At 69.4% G+C, this 25411-nt stretch carries 24 protein-coding genes; 12 read left to right on the top strand and 12 right to left on the bottom strand.

All coding sequences use genetic code 11. The features are described 5' to 3' along the window. Positions 1 to 288: 288 nt before the first annotated feature. Both ACQPWU_RS52410 and ACQPWU_RS52405 read left to right on the top strand, forming a co-directional pair. Positions 289 to 891 carry a PadR family transcriptional regulator gene (locus ACQPWU_RS52410; protein ID WP_433434344.1) on the top strand — a complete coding sequence of 201 codons (603 nt, stop codon included), beginning with the start codon at positions 289 to 291 and terminating at the stop codon, positions 889 to 891. Between the two features lie 120 nt (positions 892 to 1011). Next, entirely contained in the window at positions 1012 to 1866 is an 855-nt protein-coding gene (locus ACQPWU_RS52405) for an alpha/beta fold hydrolase (protein ID WP_433434342.1), read from the top strand. Between the two features lie 49 nt (positions 1867 to 1915). Here the strand turns inward: ACQPWU_RS52405 and ACQPWU_RS52400 are convergent, their stop codons facing one another. Next, positions 1916 to 2458 (bottom strand): TIGR03086 family metal-binding protein, encoded by a 543-nt coding sequence (locus ACQPWU_RS52400; RefSeq protein ID WP_433434341.1) that lies wholly within the window; start codon positions 2456 to 2458, stop codon positions 1916 to 1918. Here ACQPWU_RS52400 and ACQPWU_RS52395 point away from each other — a divergent pair. The 3 genes from ACQPWU_RS52395 (at position 2457) to ACQPWU_RS52385 (ending at position 6304) form a co-directional block, all read left to right on the top strand. Then, on the top strand, positions 2457 to 3284 hold the full coding sequence (locus ACQPWU_RS52395) for an AraC family transcriptional regulator (RefSeq protein WP_433434339.1): 828 nt from the start codon (positions 2457 to 2459) through the stop codon (positions 3282 to 3284). The two genes, ACQPWU_RS52400 and ACQPWU_RS52395, sit on opposite strands and share 2 nt — an antisense overlap. 381 nt (positions 3285 to 3665) lie before the next feature. Further along, positions 3666 to 4106 (top strand): hypothetical protein, encoded by a 441-nt coding sequence (locus ACQPWU_RS52390; RefSeq protein WP_433434337.1) that lies wholly within the window; start codon positions 3666 to 3668, stop codon positions 4104 to 4106. Positions 4107 to 4186: 80 nt separating this feature from the next. After that, a complete protein-coding gene (locus tag ACQPWU_RS52385; RefSeq protein ID WP_433434335.1) occupies positions 4187 to 6304 on the top strand; it encodes an RtcB family protein in 2118 nt (705 codons plus the stop codon). A gap of 72 nt (positions 6305 to 6376) precedes the next feature. On the opposite strand, the gene ACQPWU_RS52380 is transcribed toward ACQPWU_RS52385, so the two are convergent. Beyond that, positions 6377 to 7810, bottom strand: a complete 1434-nt coding sequence (locus ACQPWU_RS52380; RefSeq protein ID WP_433434333.1) for a DHA2 family efflux MFS transporter permease subunit — start codon at positions 7808 to 7810, stop codon at positions 6377 to 6379. 80 nt (positions 7811 to 7890) lie between these two features. Between ACQPWU_RS52380 and ACQPWU_RS52375 the strand changes: the two genes are divergently transcribed. From ACQPWU_RS52375 to ACQPWU_RS52365, 3 genes are read left to right on the top strand one after another with little or no spacing between them, the layout of a single operon-like run. Then, positions 7891 to 8520: a TetR/AcrR family transcriptional regulator gene (locus ACQPWU_RS52375; RefSeq protein ID WP_433434331.1), complete on the top strand. Its 630-nt coding sequence runs from the start codon at positions 7891 to 7893 to the stop codon at positions 8518 to 8520. A gap of 48 nt (positions 8521 to 8568) precedes the next feature. Beyond that, on the top strand, positions 8569 to 8817 hold the full coding sequence (locus tag ACQPWU_RS52370) for a hypothetical protein (protein WP_433434329.1): 249 nt from the start codon (positions 8569 to 8571) through the stop codon (positions 8815 to 8817). Then, on the top strand, positions 8814 to 9221 hold the full coding sequence (locus ACQPWU_RS52365) for a hypothetical protein (protein WP_433434327.1): 408 nt from the start codon (positions 8814 to 8816) through the stop codon (positions 9219 to 9221). Before ACQPWU_RS52370 ends, ACQPWU_RS52365 begins: the two co-directional genes overlap by 4 nt. Here ACQPWU_RS52365 and ACQPWU_RS52360 read toward each other — a convergent pair. From ACQPWU_RS52360 to ACQPWU_RS52350, 3 genes are all read right to left on the bottom strand, one after another. Then, positions 9218 to 10369: a CU044_5270 family protein gene (locus ACQPWU_RS52360; protein ID WP_433434325.1), complete on the bottom strand. Its 1152-nt coding sequence runs from the start codon at positions 10367 to 10369 to the stop codon at positions 9218 to 9220. The genes ACQPWU_RS52365 and ACQPWU_RS52360 overlap by 4 nt on opposite strands. Beyond that, positions 10366 to 10908 (bottom strand): RNA polymerase sigma factor, encoded by a 543-nt coding sequence (locus tag ACQPWU_RS52355; RefSeq protein ID WP_433434323.1) that lies wholly within the window; start codon positions 10906 to 10908, stop codon positions 10366 to 10368. The genes ACQPWU_RS52360 and ACQPWU_RS52355 overlap by 4 nt, the downstream gene beginning before the upstream one ends. A gap of 160 nt (positions 10909 to 11068) precedes the next feature. Next, the gene (locus ACQPWU_RS52350) at positions 11069 to 11284 is read right to left on the bottom strand and encodes a hypothetical protein (protein ID WP_433434321.1); all 216 of its coding nucleotides are present in this window, start codon (positions 11282 to 11284) and stop codon (positions 11069 to 11071) included. Positions 11285 to 11388: 104 nt separating this feature from the next. Here ACQPWU_RS52350 and ACQPWU_RS52345 point away from each other — a divergent pair, with 104 nt between their 5' ends. After that, positions 11389 to 12072, top strand: a complete 684-nt coding sequence (locus ACQPWU_RS52345) for a phosphotransferase (protein ID WP_433434319.1) — start codon at positions 11389 to 11391, stop codon at positions 12070 to 12072. A gap of 5 nt (positions 12073 to 12077) precedes the next feature. Here ACQPWU_RS52345 and ACQPWU_RS52340 read toward each other — a convergent pair whose 3' ends face one another. Genes ACQPWU_RS52340 through ACQPWU_RS52320 form a run of 5 tightly spaced genes read right to left on the bottom strand, consistent with a single transcriptional unit; the run spans position 12078 to position 19069 of the window. After that, positions 12078 to 12698, bottom strand: a complete 621-nt coding sequence (locus tag ACQPWU_RS52340; RefSeq protein WP_433434317.1) for a phosphotransferase — start codon at positions 12696 to 12698, stop codon at positions 12078 to 12080. A gap of 47 nt (positions 12699 to 12745) precedes the next feature. Then, positions 12746 to 13426, bottom strand: a complete 681-nt coding sequence (gene narI, locus ACQPWU_RS52335) for a respiratory nitrate reductase subunit gamma (RefSeq protein ID WP_433434315.1) — start codon at positions 13424 to 13426, stop codon at positions 12746 to 12748. Beyond that, on the bottom strand, positions 13423 to 13977 hold the full coding sequence (gene narJ / locus ACQPWU_RS52330) for a nitrate reductase molybdenum cofactor assembly chaperone (protein ID WP_433434314.1): 555 nt from the start codon (positions 13975 to 13977) through the stop codon (positions 13423 to 13425). Before narJ ends, narI begins: the two co-directional genes overlap by 4 nt. Then, complete coding sequence (gene narH, locus ACQPWU_RS52325; protein ID WP_433434312.1) at positions 13974 to 15578, bottom strand: nitrate reductase subunit beta; 1605 nt, start codon at positions 15576 to 15578, stop codon at positions 13974 to 13976. Before narH ends, narJ begins: the two co-directional genes overlap by 4 nt. Continuing rightward, on the bottom strand, positions 15578 to 19069 hold the full coding sequence (locus ACQPWU_RS52320) for a nitrate reductase subunit alpha (protein WP_433434310.1): 3492 nt from the start codon (positions 19067 to 19069) through the stop codon (positions 15578 to 15580). Before ACQPWU_RS52320 ends, narH begins: the two co-directional genes overlap by 1 nt. 151 nt (positions 19070 to 19220) lie before the next feature. Between ACQPWU_RS52320 and ACQPWU_RS52315 the strand changes: the two genes are divergently transcribed. Then, a complete protein-coding gene (locus tag ACQPWU_RS52315; RefSeq protein WP_433434308.1) occupies positions 19221 to 20909 on the top strand; it encodes an ABC transporter ATP-binding protein in 1689 nt (562 codons plus the stop codon). A gap of 16 nt (positions 20910 to 20925) precedes the next feature. Then, a complete protein-coding gene (locus tag ACQPWU_RS52310; RefSeq protein WP_433434306.1) occupies positions 20926 to 22683 on the top strand; it encodes an ABC transporter ATP-binding protein in 1758 nt (585 codons plus the stop codon). A gap of 3 nt (positions 22684 to 22686) precedes the next feature. Here ACQPWU_RS52310 and ACQPWU_RS52305 read toward each other — a convergent pair whose 3' ends face one another. Next, positions 22687 to 23565: an MBL fold metallo-hydrolase gene (locus ACQPWU_RS52305; protein WP_433434304.1), complete on the bottom strand. Its 879-nt coding sequence runs from the start codon at positions 23563 to 23565 to the stop codon at positions 22687 to 22689. Between the two features lie 67 nt (positions 23566 to 23632). Here ACQPWU_RS52305 and ACQPWU_RS52300 point away from each other — a divergent pair, with 67 nt between their 5' ends. Beyond that, positions 23633 to 24064: a MarR family winged helix-turn-helix transcriptional regulator gene (locus tag ACQPWU_RS52300; protein ID WP_433434302.1), complete on the top strand. Its 432-nt coding sequence runs from the start codon at positions 23633 to 23635 to the stop codon at positions 24062 to 24064. Positions 24065 to 24203: 139 nt separating this feature from the next. Here the strand turns inward: ACQPWU_RS52300 and ACQPWU_RS52295 are convergent, their stop codons facing one another. Next, the gene (locus ACQPWU_RS52295) at positions 24204 to 25394 is read right to left on the bottom strand and encodes an MFS transporter (protein ID WP_433434300.1); all 1191 of its coding nucleotides are present in this window, start codon (positions 25392 to 25394) and stop codon (positions 24204 to 24206) included. Between the last annotated feature and the right edge of the window lie 17 nt (positions 25395 to 25411).

Raw genomic sequence — 25411 nt, 5'->3', positions numbered from 1 at the left:
GCCCCGAGCAAAAAAGGCTTCGCAAAGAGGCGCTTCGCGCTCGGGGCTCAGGCTGTTCCGCTTTCAGGCGCCTTTCGGCGCACCCGCCTCTCCGGAGCGCGGCGGCTGTCCTCCAGCACGTTCCCCGGCAGGCCTCCATACCCCCTGCCGGAGGTCCGTCCTTCCGGGTGAACGCCGCCATGCCACAGAAGTCGCCTCCATCCCGGGGATGCCTCTTTGCAGGGACGATAGCGCGGCAAGAACTCCATCGCGTATATTCGTTTTCGGATAATCGGATGCGAGGTTGGTATGGCAAAGCGGCGCAAGGTCGGGAATCTGATGGCGCTCGCCGTGCTCGCGGCGCTGACACAACGGCCGATGCATCCCTACGAGATGGCCTCGGTCCTGCGCGCCCACGGCAAGGACCAGGACATGAAGATCAAATGGGGATCGTTCTACTCGGTCGTACAGAGCCTGGCCAGGCATGAGCTGATCGAGGCGGTAGAGAGCACACGGCAGGGCGGTCGGCCGGAGCGGACGATCTACCGGATCACCGCGGCCGGCCGTCAAGAACTGCAGGACTGGGAGCGCGAGTTGATCTCCACGCCGGAGCGGGAGCACTCCAGGTTCAAGGCCGCTCTGTCGGTGCTGGGCGTCCTCACCCCCGAGGAGGTGATCAACCTGCTCCAGCGACGGCTGGAACTGCTGCAGGAGCAGATCGCTGACCAGCGGGAGACGCTTTCAGAGCATCTCCGGAAAGCTCCTCGCCTGTTCCTGATCGAGGACGAGTACGAGCTGGCCCTGCGTGAGAAGGAACTGGCCTGGATCCAGGACCTGCTCGGCGAGCTCACCACCGGTTCGTTCCCCGACCTGGCCGCCTGGCGGACCTACCACGCGGACACCACTCCCTGACACCCCTGGCGGGCTGCGCCAACAGCCCGCCAGGGACCTTCCCACCGAGACCTGCGGCCCCTTCTGCGAGAAGGCTGCAACCCGAAGGATACGCGGGTCTCCCATCCCAAGGAGAACCCCTTGAGTAACAAGATCAACGAATTAACCGTGACCTCCGCCGACGGCACCCCCATCGGCTACTACCAGTTGGGCCGCGGTCCCGGCCTGGTCATCTCCCACGGCGGCATGGGATCGGCCTACAACCACATCCAGCAGGCCCAGGCGCTGGCCGACACCTATACCGTCTACCTGCCCGACCGTCGCGGCCGCGGCATGAGCGGGCCCTACCGCCCTGGCCACGACATCCAGCAGGACGTGACGGACTTGGAGACAGTCATCACCAAGACCGGCGCCCGCTACCTGTTCGGCCTCAGCGTCGGCGGCACCATCGCCCTGCGGGCCGCGCTGGGGCTGCCCGCCATTGACAAGCTCGCCGTCTACGAGCCCGGCGCCTTCACCGCTCCCACTGCCTGGCTGGCCAGGTTCGAGCGCGAACTCGCCGCAGGCAAGACGGCCGACGCCCTGGTCACCGCCCTGAAGGGCGCCCAGATGGGCCCGGCTGCCATCCGAGCGATGCCGCGCTGGCTGCTGGCGTTGGCGAGCGAGCAAGGGATGCGCAGGGAGGAACGCAACGGATCCGGCGGGTACGTGCCGATGCGGGACCTGGCGCCGACCCTGTTACACGACGTCCGGGCACTCATCGCGATGGAGGGACGGCTGGAAGACTTCCGCACCATGCGCGCCGAAGTCCTCCTGCTCGGCGGCTCCAAGAGCGTCCCGTACCAGAAGGCGTCACTGACAGCGCTGGAGCGCGTGCTGCCCCGAGCCAGGCGAGTGGAGTTGGCCGGCCTGGGCCACGGGGCACCCTGGAACGCCGACCGCGGCGGGCGGCCCGAGCGGGTGGCCCAGGAACTGCGGCGTTTCTTCACCGGCTAGAAGTGAGCTCCAGTACCCAGAGGACGACCCCTCTGGGTACTGGAGCAGATCACGGTGTCCAGGCCGGATCCCGGCCGATGACGCCGAGCAGGCGGTCGAACGGCGGGGCGTCGTCCGGCACCGCCACCGGCGGCCCGAAGGCGCCCCGCTGCCTGCCCATCTCCACCATCTGGTCGGTGAAGCGCAGCGCCCGCGAGACGGCCTCAGGGTCCGGCTCGTACTCCTGACCGGTGGCTCTGGCCAGGTCCCAGCCGTGCACGACCATGTCGACGAGGTACATGTGCCCCAGCACGCTCATCGGCAGGCCCATGGCGGGACTGGTCCCCTCCCATGCCTCGGGCCGCGACCAGGCGGCCAGCGTGCGCTCAGCGCGCTCAGGGAAGTCACCCGCGTAAGGTCCCTGCTCGACGCGCGGCCCCTTGTGACCCAGCGACTCGAACATCTCCGCCACCCACTCGAGGTGGTTGATCAGGTCCTCGACGTCGAACTTCGCGCATGGCGTCGACAACCCGAGCTGCTCCTTCCGCACGGCGCGCACCAGTCCCGCGGTCCGTTCGGTGGCGCGCGTCATCAGCGGCATCATGTCTTCCATGTCAGCCATCGTGCCTCGCCCGCCCGAGGCGCGGCTTGTAGAAACGCGACAGCGCGGCTGGGTCAACCCGTACGCAGGGCTCAACGCCTTCGATTTCATCCGGCAGGCGCCATCGCCCGAGATTTCGGCGTATGTGGAGCACTTCTGGGTCGTCACGTGGACCGACCTCTCCGAGCCGTACGAACAGCGCATCGTCTCGCACCCCACCGTGAACATGACGATCACCCAGGACTTCCACCAGATCGCGGGAGTGATCAAGGGCGGGTTCTCCTACACGATGCGGGACAGCGGCCGCGTGCTCGGCACACGCTTCCGCCCCGGCGGCTTCCGGCCCTTCCTCGGCGGTCCGGTGTCCCAGCTGACCGGCCGCTTCGTGGAGATCGGCGAGATGTACGGCGCGGCGGGCACGACCCTGGTCGAGCAGGTCCTGGCCGAGTCCGACGCCCGGGCCGCCATCGCGCTCACCGAGACGTTCCTGCTGAGTCTGGGGCCACATCCTGATCCGCTGGCGGAAGAGGTCGCGGCGCTGGTGGCGATGGTGGAGAACGACGTGTCCGTGACCAGGGTCGACGAGCTGGCCGCCAGATCGGGGCGGTCGGTGCGCTCGCTGCAGCGCCTGTTCCGGGACTATGTCGGCATCGGCCCCAAGTGGGTGATCCGTCGCTTCCGGCTGCACGAGGCCGCGGAGCGGATCTACGAGGGCCTCGACCTGGCCACGCTGGCCGCCGAGCTCGGCTACACCGACCAGGCTCACTTGACCCGCGACTTCACCGCCGCGGTCGGCATGCCACCCGCCGCCTACGCCCGGCTCGGCAGCCAGGCCTGATCCACACGCCCGCTCCTCTAGCGGCGTTCACAATGGTGGGTGCAACTCCCATGGCTGGGACTGTCATTGCCGATCGGATCATCGCGAGCTGTTCGCACGCTCCGGGTTCACCCCCGATTTGGCGGAGGCGGCGCGAGGGCGCGCAGACGTGGAGCTCGTGGACCTGAGCCGCATGTATTCCGGGGAATGATGCGCCACACAAAGGGTGGCCAGGGTCGTTTCATCGTCCGACAGCATGGTCGGCGGCGGCCGGCACCCACTGCAACCGCTGTCCTGCCGTCGCGGGACGAGAAGACCCGGCGTGGCCGGGACCGCAAGCTCATGACGCCCGACCCTCAGACCTCGCATATTCGAGTGAGCCGACGAGGAAGAGGAGAAACCATGTCCGTCCCCACCACCGCCGCCTCCACCGGGCGGGCGCTCAACCCGGCGCTGCTCGCCGGGGTAGGGCTGCTGCTCATCATGGACGTCACCGGCGCGTTCCTGTCGGTGTCCGCCGGGCTGAGTCCGACGTTCCTGGACGCGCTCGGCCCGCATGCGCGGCTGTCCGCGCCCATCCCGATGATGGTCGCGCTGACCGTTCTGGTCGCCGGGGCCACCCGTCGTCGCCGCGGCGTCGCTGTCCCGGCCGCGGTCCTGCTGGGGATCGCCGGGCTGCTGGCCTTCATGTCCGGGTTCTACGACGGCGGCTACGCGGCCGAGCTCACGGCGGGTCAGCGGGCCTACCAGATCGCACTCGTCTCAGCGCACCTGGCGTTGAGCGTACTGGCGGTGCTCCGGCTGACACAGTTGCTCCGCCGCCCCCGGGACAACCGACCGTGAAACCCCCGTTCGATAAACTGGATGCGATTTCCTTCCTGGTCACGCCACACTGATCAAGAACCAGTGAGGAGATTCATCCCATGCCGAACCAGCCCGCACCGAACCTGCTGTCGTGGGCCAGCGAGATCGACGAAGGCGCGATCATGCAGGCCGCTCGCACCGCACGCCTGCCGTTCGTCTCCGGCCACGTCGCTCTCATGCCCGACGCCCACGTCGGCATCGGTGCGACGGTCGGCTCGGTGATCCCCACCGAGAACGCGATCATCCCCGCCGCCGTCGGAGTGGACATCGGGTGCGGCATGGTGGCCACAGAAACGTCGCTCACGGCCGCGGACCTGCCCGACACCCTTGCCGCCCTCATGCCGATGGTGGAGCACCGCATCCCCGCCGGCGTCGGGAAGGGGCACGAGGACCCGGCCGTGGACCGCGCGCTCAGCGATCTCGGGCTCCCGCACACCGACCTCACCCCCAAGCAGGCCAAGAAGGTAGGCGACCAGTTCGGCACCCTCGGGTCCGGCAACCACTTCGTCGAGGTCTGCCTCGACGAGCGGGACCACGTCTGGACGGTGCTGCACTCGGGGTCACGCGGCATCGGCAACCAGCTCGCCCAGATGCACATCACGGGCGCGAAGAAGCTGATGAGGCAGCAGGCCGTCGGCCTGGAGGACCCGGACCTGGCGTACCTCGTGCAGAGCACGCCGGAGTTCACCGCGTACATCGAGGACATGCTGTGGGCCCAGCACTACGCCATGGCCTCGCGCGCCCGGATGGACAGGGTCCTGATCAACGCCCTGTTCCGGGTCGTCGGCAAGGGGCAGCGGGTGCGTACGATCAACTGTTTTGCCGGCGAAACCAGGGTGATGACGAGTGGGGGCGTGCGGCCTATAGCCGAACTGGCCGGTGGCGTCCATGAGTTGCTCAGCACCGATGGCGAATGGGTCAAGGCTCCGGTCCGATCCTTCGGTCGTCAGAAGCTCATGCGCGTACGGCTGTCGCGGAACGGCGTCGAGAAGGTCATCTACGCCACCCCTGAGCACCGGTGGCTCCTCCGGACGCACAGCGGCGGCGGCACGCGGTACTGGGGAAAGCGGCCCGCCGAAGTGACAACGGCCCAGCTGAAGCCAGGCGACCGGCTCGCTTGGACCTTCGCCAAGAGGCCGGACGGCATGGGCGTGGACAAGAGAGGCGCCGCCAGGGGTTTCGTCTTCGGCGACGGTTCGGTGACATCCCCCAACAGGTCCCGTGCGATCTTCTGCGGCGAGAAGGATCTCCACCTGCTGGGTCTTTTCGAGGGCATCGGCAGACCGCTGCGGACGTACAACACCATGAAGGTGATCAGCGGTTTGCCCGTCGATTGGAAGACAAGCACGCCATCCCTCGACAGCCCACCTTCCTACCTGTACGGCTGGGTGGCTGGATACTTCGCCGCCGATGGCGACGTCGGTAAGACTGGCCGACCCACTCTTGCGTCCGCATCCCGCGAGCACCTGGAGCAGGTGCGCGTGATCTGCAACCTGATCGGCGTCGGAACGTACGGGATTCGCGAGCGCAAGCGCGTCGGCTATGGAACCGAGCCGACCTCGCTCTATCTGCTCGGGCTGATGCGCGGGGACCTCGATCCTTCGTTCTTCCTCATTCCGGAACACCGGGAGCGGTTCGAGGCGGGTCGCGGTGCGGTGGAACGGCGGGGCTGGACAGTGTCCGCGGTCGAGGGGACCGACCGGGTCGAGGAGGTGTTTTGCGCCTTGGTGGACGGCAGCCACGCCTTCGCGCTGGAGGACAACATCCTTGTCGGGAATTGCCACCATAATTTTACCCAGCAGGAAAGCCACTACGGGAAGACCCTGTGGATCACCCGCAAGGGCGCCATCAAGGCCGACACCGGTGACGAGGGCGTGATCCCGGGGTCGATGGGCACCCGGTCGTACATCGTGCGCGGTCGCGGTAACCCCGAGTCGTACAACTCCTGCGCGCACGGCGCGGGGCGACGCATGTCGCGTACCAAGGCGAAGAAGGAGCTGTCCGTGGCCTCCCTGACCGAGGCGATGGGCGGCCGCACCTGGAACGCGAACCGGGCCGCCGCGCTGGTGGACGAGCACCCGGAGGCGTACAAGCCCATCGACCAGGTGATGGCGGACCAGAAGGATCTGGTGGAGGTCCAGCACACGCTGCGCCAGATCTTCAACTACAAGGGATAGCTCTGCCGCCGCTCGGGCGGCAGAGCACTCACCTGGCGAGCACCGCCGTACCCGCGCTGAGCATCAGCGTCTTCATGGGGTCCTCGCGAGCTCTTCTTCCGGTACGGCCCGCGCACGGGGGCTGCCCGCCAGCAGCGGGACGGCGGCGAGGATGATCACGGTCACGGCCACGACGAGCCAGAAGATGCCGTGGAATCCGCTTATCACGTCCCCGGCGGTCTGGAGGATGAGCGTGACGACGGCGACGCCGAGCGCCGCGCCGAGTTGGTTGAGCATGTAGAGCACCGAGCTGCCCTGCGCCACCATGGACGGCGGCAGCGCCCGGTAGAGGGAGCCCATCGAGGGGGCGCTGAAGCACCCGCTGCCCAGCCCGATGGTGAACGCCGCCAGCGCCGGCCAGATCACCGGCGTGTCCGCACCCATCTTGGTGAAGGCCAGCGCGCTGAGCCCGGCCACGATCGCGCCGCCGGTGGCCAGCCCGCGGGCGTCGACGCGGTCCGACAGCCGCCCGGCCAGGGGCATGGCGACCGCCCCGCCGAGCCCGATTGGCGCCATCAGTAGCCCGGCGGTGAGCACGCCGTGCCCGTGGGCCTGCTGGTAGTACAGGGGCAGGGCGAAGAGGGCGGCGAAGAGGGCCAGTCCGCCGAGTCCCATGATCGTGACGCTCGCGCTGAAGCTCCGGCTGGCAAACAACCGCAGGTCGATCAGGGGCGGGGTGCGACCATCCGAACGGCCTGCGCGTAGCGCGTGGACGGCGTAGGCGAGCAGCAGCACCGTGCCCAGGCCCAGCGGGAGCAGCGCCTGCCAGGCGGTGAACGTGCCCTGCTCGGCCGTCTGTGACAGAGCCAGGACGACGGCCGCGAACCCCGGCCCGAGCAGTGCCAGCCCGGCCACGTCCAGCCGCATGGAGGATGGCCCTTCGCTGGGGTCGGTGGGGATCGCCCGCAGGGCCAGCAGCAGCGCCACGAGGCCGACAGGCACGCTGAGCAGGAACATCCACCGCCATGAGAGGCCGGCGAGCACGGCGCCGCCCGCGATCGGCCCGAGCACCGGCCCCATGGACAGGACCACGCCCATCAGCCCCATCACCCGCCCGGCCCGGCGCGGCCCGGCGGCGCGGGCCAGCAGGATGAGCACGAGAGGGTCCAGCAGCCCGGCCCCGAACCCCTGCAGCACGCGGAACACGATCAGGGCGCCGACGTTCCAGGCCAGCCCGGCCCCGAGCGCCCCGGCGAGGAACAGCGCCAGCCCCGTCAGCCACAGCCGCTTGCCGCCGAACCGGTCGACGGCCCAGGTGGTGAATGGGATGGTGGCGGTCACCGCCAGCAGGAACCCGGTGGACGTCCAGCCGATCGTGCTGAGGGAGGTGTCGAAGGCCCCGGCCAGGGTGTCGACTGCGACGGCGGCCATCGTGCTGTTGAGGATGCCCAGCAGCCCGCCGAGCAGGATCACGCCGATGATCCCCAGCAGCCGTGGGTCCAGACGATCATCATCATTTGAACTCATTGGTTCAACGTAGTTATCTCATGCGTTCGTATGCAACTCATTCGTCCATGAAGTTGAACCAGAAAGTACAATCTGGAGGTATGGCCACCATCTCGCGGGGACGCATCGACAAGCGGCAGGCGATCCTGGAGGGCGCGTTCACTGTGTTCGCCCGCCTGGGCTACGCGCAGGCCTGCGTGCAGGACATCGCGGACGAGGCGGGTGTGGCCAAGCCGACGGTGTACAACCACATGGCGGACAAGGCGACCCTGTTCAGGAACGCGATCGAGGCCGCCGCGCAGACCGCGTTCCGCGAGCGCCTGGCGGCCCTGGAGCCGCTGGCCGACCCCGGCGACGACCTGCGCGCCACGCTGGAGGGCGTCGCCGACGAGCTGCTCCGGCTGCACACCGACGAGCGCTCCTGCGCGCTGCGGCGCCTGCTCTATTCGGAGATCATCCGGTTCCCTGACGTGCTCGACATCGTCAAGGAGAGCGGTCCCCACCGCCTCAACCAGGCCCTGGCCGACCGGCTGGCCCGGCTCGCACTCGCGGGGCGCCTGCGCGCCGACGACCCTGACGTGGCGGCGGAGCAGTTCATGGCGCTGATCATCGGCCCGCTGGAGGCCCGTTCCCAGATGGGGACCCGTGCGACCCCGGCCGCCGAGCTACGGGACATGGCCCGCGCCGCCGTAGACACTTTCATGAAGGCCTGGGTTACGGACCAATCATGACGACAAGGCCCATTGTCGGCGTTAGGCAAGGGATATAGTCTGCCGCGTGTGGTGGAACGAGACGACTACGCGGCCATCCGCGATCGGATCATCAGGCTCTCCCACACCCATGGCTTGCGCTGCGACTGGGCGGAAACGACGAAACGCCAGCGATTCCTCCTGCTATGGGACGCCGAGGGCCGCGTCGCGGCCCGCGCGATCGTCCCGCTCTACCCCGGGGAGGCCCCGCACCTTGTGGACTCCCTCGAACGGGGGCTCGCGCCCCTGTTCGGCGACGACTGGCTGGAGGATCCATGACCGCGGACCGCGTTGACGTTCACATCACCATGGCAGGCAGCCTCTGGCTGGCCCAGGTGGACGGCGTGGCCGGCGGCATGTCCGCCCGCACGTTGAAGGAGCTGCACGGGGACGTCGCCGAAGGGCTGCCGTTCCTCTTCGCCGACCGCCCGCGGCCGCCCACGCCCGTCTACCATTACGCGCTGCCCGGCCTGTCCGAGCAGGACCTCGACGACTTCGCCGCTCTCCAGCGCCAGGCCGCCGCGATCGCCGAGGACTACACGCGTACGCTCAAGAAGCGGGTCAAGCACATGCACGAGCTCGGACTGTCGGATGGGGACATCGGCGAGCTGCTCGGCCTGACCAAGCAGCGCATCCAGCAGATCCGTACGAACGCGAACGACGAGTCCCGCCAGGTCTCCTAGGGCTTGGCGTCGGTCCAGCGCGCCTCGATCAGCGCGTTGGAGTTCCAGACCATGCCGGGCTCGAAGCCGGCCTGGAAGCCGCCCGGCTTCACCACGACGTTCTCGTTCGCCAGGGCGCGTCCGGTGGCCTCATCGAAGATCAGCCGGTTCTCGGAGACGCCGTTGCCCTGGGTATGCTCCTTGATCGCCACCGCGGTGCCCCGGCGTCCCTCGGCGTCCGTGACGTTCTCGATGACCTTCACGCCGTCGAGCTCGGCCAGCATCCGGAACGCGGCTCCGCGCACCTCGGGCGTCACCGGCATGTCCATGATCAACCCCATGCTGACCCTGAACAGCCAGGCCTCCTCTGACATCGGCACGCTCGAGGACTCGGTGTCATGGCCCTCGTACGACGCCCGCAGCCACCGCTTGAGCTTGCCCGGGTCGCTGGGCAGCCCGAGCAGATCCTTCATGGTGACGTTACGGCCCAGCCAGAACACCTTGTCCCCGTCCACCAGGGGCATGTGACCGGAGCTGACCTTGCCCGGGGAGGTGCTGAGGACGAGGTCGCCCCTGCCTTTCCCGGGGACCGTGACCTTGATCCCGGCGGGCGACCCGGCCCGCTCCCACGCCTGCCGGTCCTGTTCGGTGACCGGACGTGCGCCGAGCGGCTGGGCGCGGCTCCACTGCTTCTGGTCGGCGCCGGTGGCGCGGGGCGTCCAGCCCTCGTTCCGCTCCTGGTCCATGACCAGGTAGCCGCCCTGGGCAGCGGTGAACAGGTTCCGGCTCACCGACACGCTGTGCCAGTACGCGCCGCTGCCGTCCGACTGCCGGTCCGCCTTCGCGGCGGCGGCCAGCAGCACGTCCCGAGCCGACAACGTCACCTTCTGAGCGCTCGGTACGCTCGCGGGGCTGCCGGCGGGCGGCCGCGGCGCCGGCGCCGTGCCGTTCATGGACAGGGCCACGGCCGCCGCCGTCACCGCGGCCGCGGCCCCGGCCAGCCCCCACGCGGGCCGTACGGCCCCGCCCCGGCGCCGTGCCTGCCTGGGTGCCGGCCTGGGGACCGACATGGCACGGGAGAGCTCGGCGGCTCTGGTGCGCGGGTCGATGGGCCGGTCGTCGTCGAGGTGGGCGGGCCTGGCGGCCCTGAGCTCGTCGATGGGGTTCATGACCACTCCTCGCTGAGGTTCCGCACGTGGGGCAGGGCCGGCTCCAGGCCGGGGGCCTCTGTGGCCTTGGCTTCCATGGCCTGCTTGAGCCGTTTGCGCGCTCGGTGCAGCCGTACGCGGAACGCCGCCGACGAGCAGCCGACGACCCGCGCGCCCTCCTTCGGCGACAGCCCGTGCCAGGCGACCAGGACGAGAATCTCCCGATCGTCCTCGGCCAGCGTGGCCAGCGCACGCAGCACGCCCAGCCGCTCGGTCACCTGATCGGCCACGTCACCCTCGGTCCAGGCCCGCAGCTCGGCCGCGACGGCCGCCCGGCGTACCTCGGCGCGTATGTTGTCGCGCAGCACGTTCCTGGCGACCCCCAGCAACCATGGCAGCGCCGGCTCCGGCACGTCGTCCAGCCGCCGCCAGGCGATCGCGAACGTCTCGCTCACCACCTCGTCCGCCACCTGCCGCCCGGCGCGGCTGACCACGTAGGCCCACACGCGTTGCCGGCATTCGTCGTACATGCCGGTGAACCGGTGCGCATCATCCGTCACCGCCCAGCCCCTTCGTTCGGGATGCGTTCTTCTGACACCACGAAGTGGTCCGAACTCTCCCGTTGTTACACCTCGGCCGAAATTTCCATTCCGCCCGTGGGGTCTGGCGAAGAACCGAAACGGCGCCCCCTTCGCAGGAGGCGCCGTTCGTCCTCGGGGACTATCTGACCCAGAGGTAGTACCAGCCGGTGCCGTTCAGCGAGCACTTGTACTCGTTCCAGCCCTCACGCTGGTACTGCTGGCCCATGTCGACGCACTTCGACTTGCTGGTGTACTCGCCGATGTAGGTCCACGAGGCGGCCTGGGCCGGAGCGGCGACGCCGATGGCGGCCAGCGCTGCGATGCCGGCTGCGACAATGCCTGCACGAACGCGCATGCGTGATTTCCCTTCTATGGGGCTCTTTCGAGATCAACGATCATCGTCGGCGCCATAAAAAGGCCATAGTGCGGCTACAGAGCCGGCGCGAGTAGGTTGCGGCCATGGAGATCGGTGAGCTGCTGGGGTCCGGGCGTACCGCGGACGTGTACGCGATCGACGGTGAGCGGGTGTTACGGCGCTACCGGATCGGCATCGACGCACGGCGGGAGGCGGCGGTCATGGCGTACGTGGCCGAGCACGGCTTCCCGGTGCCCGATCTGTATCCCGGCGCGGGGCCGGCCACTGACCTGATGATGGGGCGGTTGACCGGGCCGACGATGTTGCGGGCGCTCGTCGACGGGGGGATCACGCCTGAGGAGGTGGGCGCGGTTCTCGCGCGGCTGCTGCTGCGGTTGCACGAGATCCCGGCGAGGGCGTCAGAGGATCCCGGTGATCGGGTGCTGCATCTCGATCTGCATCCGGACAACGTCATGCTGACGCACCGAGGGCCCGTCGTGATCGACTGGTGCAACAGCCAGGAAGGGCCGCCGGGGGCCGACTGCGCCATGTCGGCGATGATCATCGCGCAGGTGGCGGTGGATGAGGGCGACGAGTTCGCCGGGACGGCAAGGGCGGTCCTCGTCGCGCTGCTCGCCGGGCTCGGTGGTGCCATGGACTTCGGCGAAGGGCTCGAGCAGGCCAGGGTAGGGAGGGGCGCGAATCCGACACTCAGCGAGCGGGAGGTCTCGCTGCTCGACGACGCCGTGAGGCTGATACGCGACCTGAGGGCGCCGGCGGAAGGCTGAGACGGCTACTCGGTCCAGGAGGCCGTGGCGTCGAGGCGTTCGCGCCAGAGCTTCTCGCCCCCGCCGCCGGGCTCCCAGCGGGCGCAGAAGTCGAGCAGAGCACGGCAGCGCGCCACCATGGCCTCCTGGCGTTCGGCCCACTCGGGGACGGTGCCGTCGTAGGCGGCGAAGAAGTGGGGGAGCAGCGGGATGTGCTCCGGGTGGTGGCTACGGATGATCCACTCGCACCACGCCAGGTCTTCGACCGGGCGTCCGGGGTGGGCCCACTCCCAGTCGAGTATCGCGGTCGTCCGGAACGTGGCCGGGTCGAACAGCATGTTCTGCGGGCCGAAGTCGCCGTGCACGATGCCCAGCCGGTGGAGGTCGGACAGGATCCGGCCGCACTCGGTGAGCACCTCCACGGCGCGGCCCTCGTCCAGGAGGTCCTGGCCGTGGACGCCGGAGACGAAGCGGGTGGTCAGGCTTGTCTCGGTGACCTTGTGCACGCGGGGCACCGGGAGGCGACCGCGCAGGCGGCGCAGGTATCTGCTCTCCGTGCCGAGCCTGAACGCCGCCTCCGGGCCCTGGTAGCACTTCACGACCAGGGCGCCGTCGCCGAATGTGCTGTTGGTGTACCCGTGCTTCACAAGGGTCGATTCTGGCGTACCCGCGCCCCTCCCAGACGCCCGGCACGCTATCGAGCGCGACTCCGATACACGATGTAAGGACGGAACAAATAGCCCAACGGGGCGGAAAACGCATGCACCAGGCGGCTGAACGGGAAAAGAACCACCAGGATCATCCCGATGGCCGTGTGCACCTTGTAAAGAACGTTGGCCTGACTCATCGCTACGGAGTCCGGCTGGAGGACGAGGACGCCGCGGAACCAGGGCGCGACCGTGGTCCGGTAGCTCACCTCGCTCGGCACGAACCCCGCGATCGTCGTCGCCACGCCCGCCACGATCGACGCGGCCAGCACCGCGTACATCGTCTTGTCGTTGACCGTGGTCGCCATGAACACCGGGCCGTTGGTGCGGCGGCGGTAGATCAGCAGGGCCAGCCCCACCAGCGTGCCCAGGCCCGCGAGGCCACCCCAGATGAGCGCGTTCAGGTGGTAGGCGTCGTTGGACACGCCGATCGCGTCCGTCCAGCTCGTCGGGATGAGCAGCCCGGCGATGTGGCCGGCGATCACGAAGAGCAGGGCGTAGTGGAACAGCGGGCTGGCCACGCGCAGCAGCGGGCTCTCGTAGAGCTGGGACGAGCGGGTGGTCCAGCCGAACTTGTCGTACCGGTAACGCCAGATCAGCCCGCCCACGAAGATCACCAGGGTGACGTACGGGGCGACGATCCAGAGCATGTTCTCCGCCCACGTCACAGGTAGCCTCCTACGGTCTCGGCCGGCGGCCCGCCCTGCGCCAGGCGCGTGGCCTGGGTCCGTTCCGCCGCGGTGATCGGCGGGAGGGTCGCGCACACCGTGCCGATCACGTACGCGTACGGCGAGTCGCGGTCGGTCAGGGCGGTGAGCAGCAGCTCCAGCCCCGGCCTGTGCTCCTTGAGCAGTGCGGCGCCCGAGGAGTCGACCGCGGCGAACTCCAGCATCACCGGCAGGAAGTCGGGCAGCTCGTCGTCCATCAGCTCCCAGCCGGCCGTGCGGTAGAGCTGTTTCAGCGCGGCCAGTGACAGGCCGCGGCGGCGGGTGTCGCCGTCGGTGTAGTAGGTCAGGTAGAGGCAGCAGCGCCGGTGCAGGTCGAACGTCTCCACGTAGTGCGCGGCCAGCTCGCCGGGGCCGAGCTCGGAGACGAGCGACAGGAAAGTCCCGAAATGCGGCTCGGCGGCCTCCCTGATCAGCGGGAGGCGGCGCCAGAAGCGCTCGTCGGGATAGGCGAGGAGGTGAGCGGCGGCTTGCCAGATGACGGCACTGTTCATGGCCTTCCTCTCTTGGGAGGGAACAGGCCTGCGGGGGCGCCGCGGCCGTCCCAGTTGAGCAGGTTCACCCGGTCGTGGGTGACCTCGTCGCTGGTCTGGCGCTCTTTCAGGCCGTGGAAGCTCTCGATCGAGACCGGGACGGGCCCGCCCGACCCCTCCCCGAACGGGCCCTGCATGCCGGGCCCCTCGTCGTAGTCGAGGCTGCAGCCGCCCTCCTCCACGACTCCCGGCGGGATGTTGCCGTAGGCGGTCGGGATCACGTACCGCTCCTCGTACTTGGCCAGGGCCAGCAGCCGGTACATGCCGCGCACGTCGTGCTCGGACAGGCCCGCGTCCGCCAGGACCGGCGGCTCGCCGAGGTTGACCGCGCGCATGTACGACCGCATCGCGGCCAGGCGGCGCAGCGCGGCGGTCACGGGTGCCGGGTCGCCGGCGGCGAACAGCTCGGCCAGGTAGCCGATCGGGATGCGGAGCGACTCGATGGCGGCGAACAGGTTGCCCGCGTCCTCGCCGTCGTGGCCTCCTCCGGCGAGCGCGTCCACGACGGGGGAGAGCGGGGGGACGTACCAGACCATCGGCAGGGTGCGGTACTCCGGGTGCAGGGGGAGCGCGATCCGGTACTTCTTGATCAGGTCGTGAACCGGGGATCTGCGTGCCGCCTCGACCCAGTCGGCCGGGAGTCCCGCCGTGTCGACCGCCGGGTCGTGCGGGTCGATGAACACGTCCAGCTGGGCCTCGTACAGGTCGCGCTCGTCGGTGACCGAGGCCGCCTGGGTCACGCGGTCGGCGTCGTACAGCAGGATCCCGAGGTAACGCAGGCGCCCGACGCAGGTCTCCGAGCAGACCGTCGGGAGCCCGACCTCCACGCGCGGGTAGCAGAAATGGCACTTCTCCGCTTTGCCGGTCTTGTGGTTGAAGTACATCTTCTTGTACGGGCAGCCCGTCACGCACATGCGCCAGCCCCGGCAGCTGTCCTGGTCCACCAGCACGATGCCGTCCTCGGCCCGCTTGTACAGGGCGCCCGAAGGGCAGGAGGCCACGCACGACGGGTTGAGGCAGTGCTCGCAGATGCGTGGCAGGTAGAACATGAACGTCTGCTCGAAGGCCAGCTTGACCTGATCGGACACCTTGGCCAGCACGGGGTCGGGCGTCGGGTCGCCGCCGAGGTCGTCGTCCCAGTTGGCGCTCCAGCGGATCTTCATCGGCTCGTTGCTGATCAGGGACCTGGGCGGCGCCACGGGGATGTCGCCGGTGAGCGGGGCGCTGGTGAGGTTCTCGTAGTCGTAGGTCCAGGGCTCGTAGTAGTCCTGGAGTGAGGGCATGAGGGGGTTGGCGAAGATGGTGAGCAGCTTGTGCACGCGGCCGCCCGCCCTGAGCTTGAGCTTGCCGTTCTTGTTGAGCACCCAGCCGCCGCGCCAGCGGTCCTGGTCCTCGTAGCGCCTGGGGTAGCCCTGTCCCGGGCGGGTCTCGACGTTGTTGAACCAGACGTACTCGACGCCCGGCCGGTTGGTCCAGGTCTGTTTGCAGGTGACCGAGCAGGTGTGGCAGCCGATGCACTTGTCCAGGTTCATCACCATGGCGATCTGAGCCATGATCCGCATCAGTACGTCACCTCCTGCGATCTGCGGCGGATGGTGGTGATCTCGTCGCGCTGGCTCCCGGTGGGCCCGAGGTAGTTGAAGCCGTACGAGAGCTGGGCGTATCCGCCGATCATGTGGGTGGGCTTGATGAGCACCCTGGTCAGGGCGTTGTGGATGCCGCCTCTCCGGCCGGTCGCCTCGGACTTGGGCACGTCGATCAGCCGGTCCTGCGCGTGGTGCATGTACACCGTGCCGCGCGGCATGCGGTGCGAGACGATGGCCCTGGCCACGACCACGCCGTTGCGGTTGACCGCCTCGATCCAGTCGTTGTCCGCCACGCCCAGCTCGGCCGCGTCCTCCACCGACATCCAGATCGTCGGACCGCCCCTCGACAGGGTCAGCATGAGCAGGTTGTCCTGGTATTCGGAGTGGAGTGACCACTTGCTGTGCGGGGTCAGGTAACGCAGGGTGCCGCTCTCGCCGTGCAGCGCGGCGAGGTCGAGCGGGGGGCGGTAGATCGGCAGCGCCTCGCCGTACTCGTGCATCCAGTCGTGGTCGAGGAAGAAGTGCATGCGCCCGGTGAGCGTGTGCCAGGGTTTGCCGTTCTCCACGTTGATCGTGAAGGGGGAGTAGCGGCGGTCGTGCGACTCCTTGCCCGACCACTCGGGGCTGGCCGCCACGTGGACGGGCCTGGCCTGGGTGTCGGCGAAGTCGATGCGGTGCCGTTCGTTGATCAGGTCCTCGAAGCTGGTGCCCGTACGCTGGGCGAGTTGCCTGAAGCCCTGCGCGGCCAGCCTGCCGTTGCTCGTGCCCGAGAGCGCGAGTATCGCCTCGCACGCCTTGGCGTCGGTGTCGAGCTCGGGCCTGCCCTTGGCCGCGCCCCACGGCACCAGGCCGCAGCGCCGGCCCAGCCAGGCCACCTCCTCCTCGGGCATGAACGTCACGCCCTTGACCGCCAGGCCCAGCTGCTCCGTGAGCGGGCCGAGCGCCGCCAGCTTCTCGGCGACGGCGCCGTAGTCGCGCTCCACCACCTTCAGTTCGGGCTCGCCGGCCACCGCCAGCTCGCCCGGAGTGTCGTGCTGGTACGCCGTCGCGACCACGTCCCTGCGTACGCCGAGATGCTCCTTGGCGAGCCTGCTGAAGGCCTTAGCGATGGCGTGAAAGGCGGAAAAATCGGTCTTCGTCTCCCAGGGCGGGTTGATCGCCGGGTTGAACGCGTGCACGAACGGGTGCATGTCCGTGGTCGACAGGTCGTGCTTCTCGTACCAGGTGGCGGCCGGGAGCACGATGTCGGAGAAGACCGTCGAGGACGTCATCCTGAAGTCGAGCGTGATCAGAAGGTCCAGCTTCCCGCTCGGGGCCCGCTCGTCGGGGTGTTCCAGGTTGGAGGTGGCCCCGAGGAGGTGGTGCAGAAAATACTCGTTGCCCTTGGCGGACGATCCGAAGAGGTTCGAGCGCCACAGGGTGAGCACGCGAGGCCAGTTGCGCGGGTCGTCCGGGTTCTCCACGGCGTGTCTGAGCCGGCCCGAGCGGAGCTCCTCGAGGGTGTAGGCGATGGGGTCCTCGGCGTCGCCGAGGTCCAGGGGGTTCCTGTCGAAGGCCGGGGACATCGGCATCCAGCCGTTCTTGACGGCCTCGGTGACCAGGTCGGCGGTGTGCTTGCCGCGGAACTCGCCGGTGGCGAGCGGCGAGGCCAGCTCGCTCGCGTCGAAGTGGTCGTAACGCCACTGGTCGGTGTGCAGGTACCAGTACGGCGTGCCGGGGACCTGCCGTGGCGGCCGCGACCAGTCCAGGGCGCCCGCCAGCAGCGCCCAGCCGGTCTGGGTGCGGCATTTCTCCTGGCCCACGTAGTGCGCCCAGCCGCCGCCGTTGCGGCCCTGGCAGCCGGTCAGCAGGAGGAGCGACAGGAACGCCCGATAGATCGTGTCGCCGTGGAACCACTGCGTGGTGCCCGCCCCCAGGATGATCATGCATCGGCCCTTGGTCGACTCGGCCGTCCTGGCGAACTCCCTGGCGATCCTCGCCGCCCTTCCCGCGGGCACCCCCGTGATCTTCTCCTGCCAGGCCGGCGTGTACGGCTCGTCGGCGTCGTAGCCGTCCGGCCAGTCGCCGGGGAGTCCGTCCCGCGCCACCCCGTACTGGGCCAGGAGCAGATCGAACACCGTGGTCACGAGGTGGTCGCCGACCCTCGCGACCGGCACGCCCCTGCATACTGAGTGGCCGCCGTCGAAGCGGGGCAGCAGGATCTCGGCCGATTCGCCGCCGTACAGGGTGAGCCTGGGGTCGGTGCCCAGGTCGAGGTTCCAGCGGCCCTTGCCTGACTCGGTCCAGCGGAAGCCGACCGAGCCGTTCGGCACGACCGGCTCACCGGTCTCCGACATGAGCACGGTCTTCCACTCGGCCGCCTCCTCCTCCGAGCCCATGTCCCTGGCCGTGAGGAACCTGCCGGGCACGTACGCGCCCGCGTGCTCCTTGAGCCGGACGAGGAACGGCAGGTCGGTGAAGCGCTTGACGTAGCCGGTGAAGTAGGGCGTCTCGCGCTCGACGAAGAACTCCTTCAGCAGCACGTGGCCCATGGCCATGGCCAGGGCGCCGTCCGTGCCGGGCCGCACGCTGAGGAACTCGTCGGCGAACTTGGCGGCGTCGCTGAAATCCGGGGAGATCACCACGACCTTCTGGCCCCGGTAGCGGGCCTCGGTCATCCAGTGGGCGTCGGGGGTGCGGGTGACGGGGACGTTCGCGCCCCACATCATCAGGTACGCCGCGTCCCACCAGTCGGCCGACTCAGGCACGTCCGTCTGGTCGCCGAAGACCTGGGGCGAGGCCACGGGCAGGTCGGCGTACCAGTCGTAGAAGGAGAGCATGGTGCCGCCGATCAGCGACACGAACCTGGAGCCGATGGCCTGGGAGACCATCGACATGGCGGGGATGGGGGAGAAGCCGGCGATCCGGTCAGGGCCGTACGCCTTGATGGTGTGGACGTGGGCGGCGGCGATCATCTCCAGCGCCTGGTTCCAGGTGATGCGGATGAGGCCGCCGCAGCCTCGGGCGCTCTGATACTTACGCCTTTTTTCTGGATCTATCGTGACTTCTGCCCATGCGGCGACCGGGTCGCCGTTGAGGCGTCCTTTCGCTTCCGCGTACATCTCGACGAGGGCGCGCCTGGCGTACGGGTAGCGGATCCGGGTCGGCGAGTAGGTGTACCAGGAGAAGGCGGCGCCGCGCGGGCAGCCGCGCGGCTCGTACTCGGGGCGGTCGGGGCCGACGCTCGGGTAGTCGGTCTGCTGTGTCTCCCAGGTGATGATGCCGTCCTTGACGTACACCTTCCACGAGCACGAGCCCGTGCAGTTCACGCCGTGCGTCGAGCGGACCACCTTGTCGTGGCTCCACCGGTCGCGGTAGAAGGCGTCGCCTTCCGTGCCGCCCTTCAGGTGGAGGGTGCGCAGGTCGGGGCTGGTGACTGACCTGCGCAGGAATCGGCCGGTCTTCAGCAGGAGGTCCTCCGCGCTCATGCCCCCACTTCATCACAGATGGTGACCCTCTGTTACACAGGGTGTATGCCTGAGCTTCGTAAAGGTCACGTGCCGGAGGCGCCGCCGGCCTGCGCGTCCAGGGGAAAACCGTTTGCCGGGCAGGGCGATGCCTTGTCAACCTGGTCAGGCCATGCGCTCCCTTCCTGAAGCCGATCCCGGCGTGCCCGACATCCGCAGCCCGCTCCGCTACCTGTGGTGGAACGCGCGGCGGCAGGCCGTGCCCCTTCTCGCGGGCATCGGCTTCGCGACGCTGTGGTGGCTGGTGCAGGCGCTGATGCCGGCGGTGCTCGGGAAGGGGATCGAGGCGATCACCGCCAAGGACACCGGGGCGCTGCTGCTCTGGGCGTCGATCCTGTTCGTGCTGGGGCTGCTGCAGGCGTTCACCGGGATCATGCGGCACCGGATGGCCGTCTACAACTGGCTGGCCGCCGCGTACCGCACCGTGCAGCTGACCGCGAGGCAGGCCGCCAGGCTGGGCGCCACGTTGCCGAAGCGGCTCTCGACCGGCGAGGTCGTCAGCGTCGGCAACTCCGACATCGCCCACATCGGCAGCTCCATGGACATCCTGCTGCGCGGCACCGGCTCCGTCGTGGCGATCGTCACCGTCACCGTGATCCTCATCTCGACCTCGCTGCCGCTGGGGCTGCTGGTCCTGTTCGGCGTGCCGCTCATGGCCGTCGCCGTCGGGCCGCTGCTCAGGCCCCTGCACAGGCGGCAGGCCAGGCAGCGCGAGCTGACCGGCGACCTGTCCACCAGGGCCGCCGACATCGTGGCCGGGCTGCGGGTGCTGCGCGGCATCGGAGGAGAGCAGGTCTTCACCGAGCGCTACCGCGAGGAGTCCCAGCGGGTCCGGCGGGCCGGGGTGCGCGTGGCCGGGGTCGAGTCGGTGCTCGAAGGCGCCCAGATCGTGCTGCCCGGCCTGCTCGTCGCGGTCGTCACCGGCATCGGCGCCTCGTTCGCGGTCGCCGGGGAGATCCCCACGGGGCAGCTGGTCGCCTTCTACCTCTACGCCGTGTTCCTGATCGGGCCCATGCGCACGCTCACCGAGACCGCCGACAAGCTCACCAAGGGCCATGTGGCGGCCGGGCGCGTGATCCGGATCCTGTCCATCGAGCCCGAGGTCTCCGGCGGCACCGGGAGCAGCGCGGGCGGCGTGCTGCGCGACTCGTACAGCGGCGTCACCCTCCAGCCCGGCTGCCTCACGGCGGTCGCCGCGAACGCGCCCGAGGACGCCATCGCCATCGCCGACCGGCTCGGCCGCTACGCCGACGGCGACGTCATGTTCGGGGCGACCGACCTGTCCGCGCTGCCCATCGAGGAGGTCCGCTCCCGGATCCTGGTCGCCGACAACGGCGCCCGGCTGTTCACCGGCGGCCTGCGCGACGAGCTGGACGTGCGCGGCGATGCCTCCGATGAGGAGGTGCGCCAGGCCCTGTACACGGCCTGTGCCGAGGACATCGTCGAGGCGCTGCCCGACGGGCTCTCCTCCACGGTGGCCGAGGGCGGCCGGGAGTTCTCGGGCGGGCAGCAGCAGCGGCTGCGCCTGGTCAGGGCGCTGCTGGCCGACCCGGAGGTGCTCATCCTGGTCGAGCCCACCAGCGCCGTCGACGCCCACAGCGAGGCCCGCATCGCCGAACGGCTGGCCAAGGCCAGGGCCGGGAAGACCACGCTGATCTGCACGACCAGCCCGCTGGTGCTCGACCGTACCGACCACGTCGTCTACGTGGAGCACGGCCGGGTGCTCGCGGAGGGCACGCACCGGCAGCTGCTGGACGACTCGCGGGAATACGCCGCGACCGTGACCCGTGGAGAGGACTGAACCCGAGTGATGCCGCATGGCTCGTGAGATCCTGCCGGTCGCCGACCGGAGACAGGTGCGTGCGTACGCCAGGCGGCTGACGCTCCGCTACCCGCGCCAGCTGTCCATCGCGCTCGCCCTGCACGGGCTGGCGGCCGTCGCGGGGCTGGTCGTGCCGTGGCAGCTCGGCGGGCTGGTGGAGGACCTCCAGTACGGCGTCGAGGTCAACGTCGCCGTCGTGGCCGCCGCCATCGGCGGCTTCCTGCTGCTGCAGGGCGCACTCATGCGGTACGCGGTGCTGGCCTCGGCCAAGCTCGGCGAGAAGGTGCTGGCCGAGCTCCGGGAGGAGTTCGTGGACCGGGTGCTCGGACTGCCGCTGTCCACGGTCGAGCGGGCCGGGTCCGGCGACCTGATCACGCGTACCTCCCGTGATGTCGACTCGCTGTCCCGGACCGTACGGAACGCCGTGCCGGAGACGCTGATCGCACTGGTCACCTTCCTGATCACGATCGGCGCGCTGCTGCTGGTCAGCCCCCTGCTCATGCTGCCGATGCTGATCGCCGGGCCGGTGATCTGGATCTCCACCCGCTGGTACCTGAAACGGGCGCGGGACGGCTATCTCCGCGAGAACGCCGCCTATGCCGACATGACCGAAGGGCTTGCCGAAACCGTCGAGGGCGCCCGGGCCGTGGAGGCGCTCCGGCTTCATGAGCGCCGCCGATCGCGTACCGACGGCGACATCAGCCGCTCCTTCGCGGCCGAGCGCTACACGCTCGGGCTCCGCACCACCTGGTATCCCGCGGTCGAGCTGGGATACGTGATCCCGGTGGTGGCCACGGTGCTGGTCGGCGGCCTGTTCTACACCAACGGGTGGGTGGCGCTCTCCCAGGTGGCCACCGCCACGCTCTACGCGCAGCAGCTGATCGACCCGCTGGACAGGTTCCTGATGTGGATCGACGAGCTGCAGGTGGGCGGGGCGTCCATGGCCCGGCTGCTGGGCGTGTCCAACGTGCCCGACGACCGGGTGACCGGCGCCTCGCGCCCTTCAGGGGAGCTGCTGGAGGCGGCCGACGTCCGGTACGCGTACCGCGAGGGCCGCGACGTGCTGCACGGCGTGTCCCTGACCGTCCGCCCCGGGGAACGGCTGGCCATGGTGGGGCCGTCCGGGGCCGGCAAGTCCACGCTGGGGAGGCTGCTGGCGGGCATCCACGGGCCGCGCACCGGATCGGTGACCGTGGGCGGGGTGCCGCTCGTGGACCTGGCGCTGGACGAGCTGCGGGGCCATGTGGCGCTGGTCACGCAGGAGCACCACGTGTTCAAGGGCTCGTTGCGGGACAATCTGCTGATCGCCCGCCCGGGCGCCGATGACGCGGCCGTGCGGAAGGCGCTCGAGGCGGTGGACGCGCTGGACTGGGTGCTCGCCCTGCCCGAGGGGCTGGAGACGGAGGTGGGCTCCGGCGGCCTGGCGGTGTCGCCCGCGCAGGCGCAGCAGCTCGCCCTCGCCCGCCTGGTGCTCGCCGACCCGCACACCCTGGTGCTGGACGAGGCCACCTCGCTCATCGACCCCCGCGCGGCCCGGCACCTGGAGCGGTCACTGGCCGCCGTACTGGATGGACGTACGGTGATCGCGATCGCTCACCGGCTCTACACGGCGCACGACGCCGACCGGGTGGCTGTGGTGGAGGATGGGCGGATCAGCGAGCTGGGGCCGCACGAGGAGCTGGTGGCCAAGGGCGGCTCGTACGCGGCCTTGTGGACCAGCTGGCACGGCACACCCACGACCACCCGCTCCTGAGCCCTACGCCACGGGCACCCAGGCCGGGCCGTCGGCGGTGTCGTCCACGCGGCCGAACACCACATCGGCGAAGTGCACGCCGAAGCCGATCGTGTCCGGCCGCTGCAGCTCCTTGACCAGCCGGTGCCGGTGCACGGCCGACTCCGCCGAGTCCAGGTCCGAGGCGGCGGACCACTCCGGGTGGCGGATCTGGGCCGCGGTGTGCAGGGCGTCGCCGAAAGCGATCAGCCGCCGGTCGCCGGACGTGATCGTGTACGTGGTGTGCCCGGACGTGTGCCCCGGAGCCGGCAGCACGCGGACCCCCGGGAAGATCTCCTCGTCCTCGCGCACAGTGCGCACGCGGGGCGCGAGCGCGGTCAGCATCTCGTCGGTCGTCTCCGGTGCGTTGCGCAGGTGGCGCAGGTTCCATTCGGGCTCGGCCAGGAGGTAGTCAGCTCCGCTGAACGCGGGCCGGTCGCTGCCGGGCGCGGGGTGCCAGGCCCAGCCGATGTGGTCGACATGCAGGTGGGTGAAGGCCACCGCCTCGATGTCCTCGGGGCGCCGGCCCAGCTTGGCGAGGTTGTCGAGCAGCTCGCCGCCACCGAGGGCGCCGATCAGTGGGTTGTCCGGGTCGTCGGGCTGGGACAGCGGTCCCAGCCCGGCATCGATCAGCAGCGCTCTCTCGCCGTGCTCCACCAGCAGCGCGCCGATGGTGGCGACCAAGTTTCCCGTGTCGTCGAGGAAGGCGGCGTTGTCCTTCCAGTCCTGCTCCGTCGTGCTGGGCAGCCATCCGCGCGGCTTCAGTCGTACGACGCCGTCAGGCACATAGGTGAGCTTGAACTCACCCAGCTCCAGCGAACGGACGGGGGACGGCCGGCGCAGACGCTCTTCGTCAGTGCTCATGGCGCCAAAACTTACAACTAGAACTATTCAAGTTGCAAATATGCATGCTTGAGATATCCTTCCTGCCATGACCCGGTCCGAGCCCACCAGCGAGGCACTGGCCGCTGCCGAGCGAAACCTGTGCGGACTCGTCAACGCCCTGGCCAGGCAGATCGAGGGCCACATCAGGGAGCGGTCCGGCGCCCTCAACCTGACCGCCGCCCAAGCGGTGGCGCTACGCGAGCTGACCGGCCCGCTCACCATGCGTGATCTGGCCGACCGGATGGCGTGTGAGCCGTCGAACGCCACGTTCGTCATCGACCGGCTGGAGGAGCAGGGCATCGTCGAAAGGCGCCCGCACCCGAACGACCGCCGTGCCAAGCAACTCGTCCTGACCCCCGAAGGCACCGCACTCCGCGAACGCCTGCTCGCGCTGCTGACCGAGGACTCTCCCTTGGCCCAGCTCACGCCGCAGGATCAGGCCGCACTCAGCGAGCTCCTCCTGCGGGCGTTGCGATAGCCCGCAACTCGCTGGGTCTTGCGGCGGTGGGGCGGCGTTGTCAACATCGGCAACGTGAGCAGATGGCCGTGGGCCGGGGAAGGCAACCTGGCCGTGGAATCGGGCCTGGACGCCGCCCCTCACTTGCCGTCGGTGGAGATCAGGGTGCTGCCGTGTGAGACAAGGCGGGCAGTGCCGGGATCGCCGCCAGCAGCACGGCAGTCAGCGCAGAGATACCGACAAACGCCTTCTGCACTCCGGTGGCGTCAGCGAGCAAGCCGAAGTATGCCGGGCCGACGAGGAAGCCGAGATAGGCGACCGTGGAGATGGCGGACGTGGCTCTTCCCCGTGACTCGTCGGGGACGGATCGAAGCCCGTAGGACAGCAAGGTGGGAAAAAGCGCCGAGGTGCCTACGGCGGCAGCGATGATTCCCACCAGTGCGAGCGGCAGCGTGGGCGCGAACGCCGTTAAGATCCCACCGGTCGTGGCGATCACGCATGCCACGACCAGCGTGGCGATCGGGCGGCGCAACGTGATCGTGGCGGTGGTGAAACGGGCCAGTGCGGCCGTCGTGGCGAACGCCGCCGGCGCGACGGCGGCCAACGCCGGCGAGGCGGTGAACGCGTCTGTCAACAGGACAGCAGCCCAGGTCTGGTAGGCATTCTCCGACGCGAACGCCAACGCGCCGATCGCGCCGACCATGACCAAGGCGATCCACCTCGACCTGGGACCAGCGTGCGTCGGCGCATCCTGGCCCTCAGGTGCGACGGCGTTCTGAGCGGGGACCGAGCGCATCGCGGCGACGACGGCCAGACCGAGAGCCACGACGACTACGGCGCCTGCACCGAAGTTCACCAGCAGGCCGTCCGTCATTCCGGTGAGCGCACCGGCGCCCAGGCTGAAGGCCGCCACCGTGGCGGAGAACGCCGCATGTGAACGGGCCACGACCGGGCGTCCGGTCCGCTTTTCGACAGTCGCCGCCAGCGTGTTGATCGCCACATCAGCCGCTCCCGAACTGGCTCCCACCAACAGGATGCCGACGCACAACGCGGCATAGCTCACCGAGACGACGGAAAGCACGACGCCCATGACGCCCAGCAGTACGAGCAGTACTCCGGCGACCCGCAGCCCAAGCGCGTCGACGACCCGCCCGGTCAGCAGCATGGCGGGCAGAGCCCCGGCGCCCACGAGGAGCAGTGCGATGCCGAACCGTGCATCGCTCACACCGGCTTGGCTTCGCAGCACGGGGAGGGTGGCACCCCACACCCCCCAGAAGGCACCGAATCCGGCGAAACCGAAGAACGGCGCCGCAGAGAGCAACCTGGCGGGGCGAGCGATCGCGGTCGACATATGTGTAACGCTACACA

Origin of the sequence: Nonomuraea sp. CA-141351, from assembly GCF_050944675.1 — a bacterium.
Lineage (GTDB): Bacteria > Actinomycetota > Actinomycetes > Streptosporangiales > Streptosporangiaceae > Nonomuraea.
This window is presented reverse-complemented; position numbering and strand designations above follow the sequence as displayed.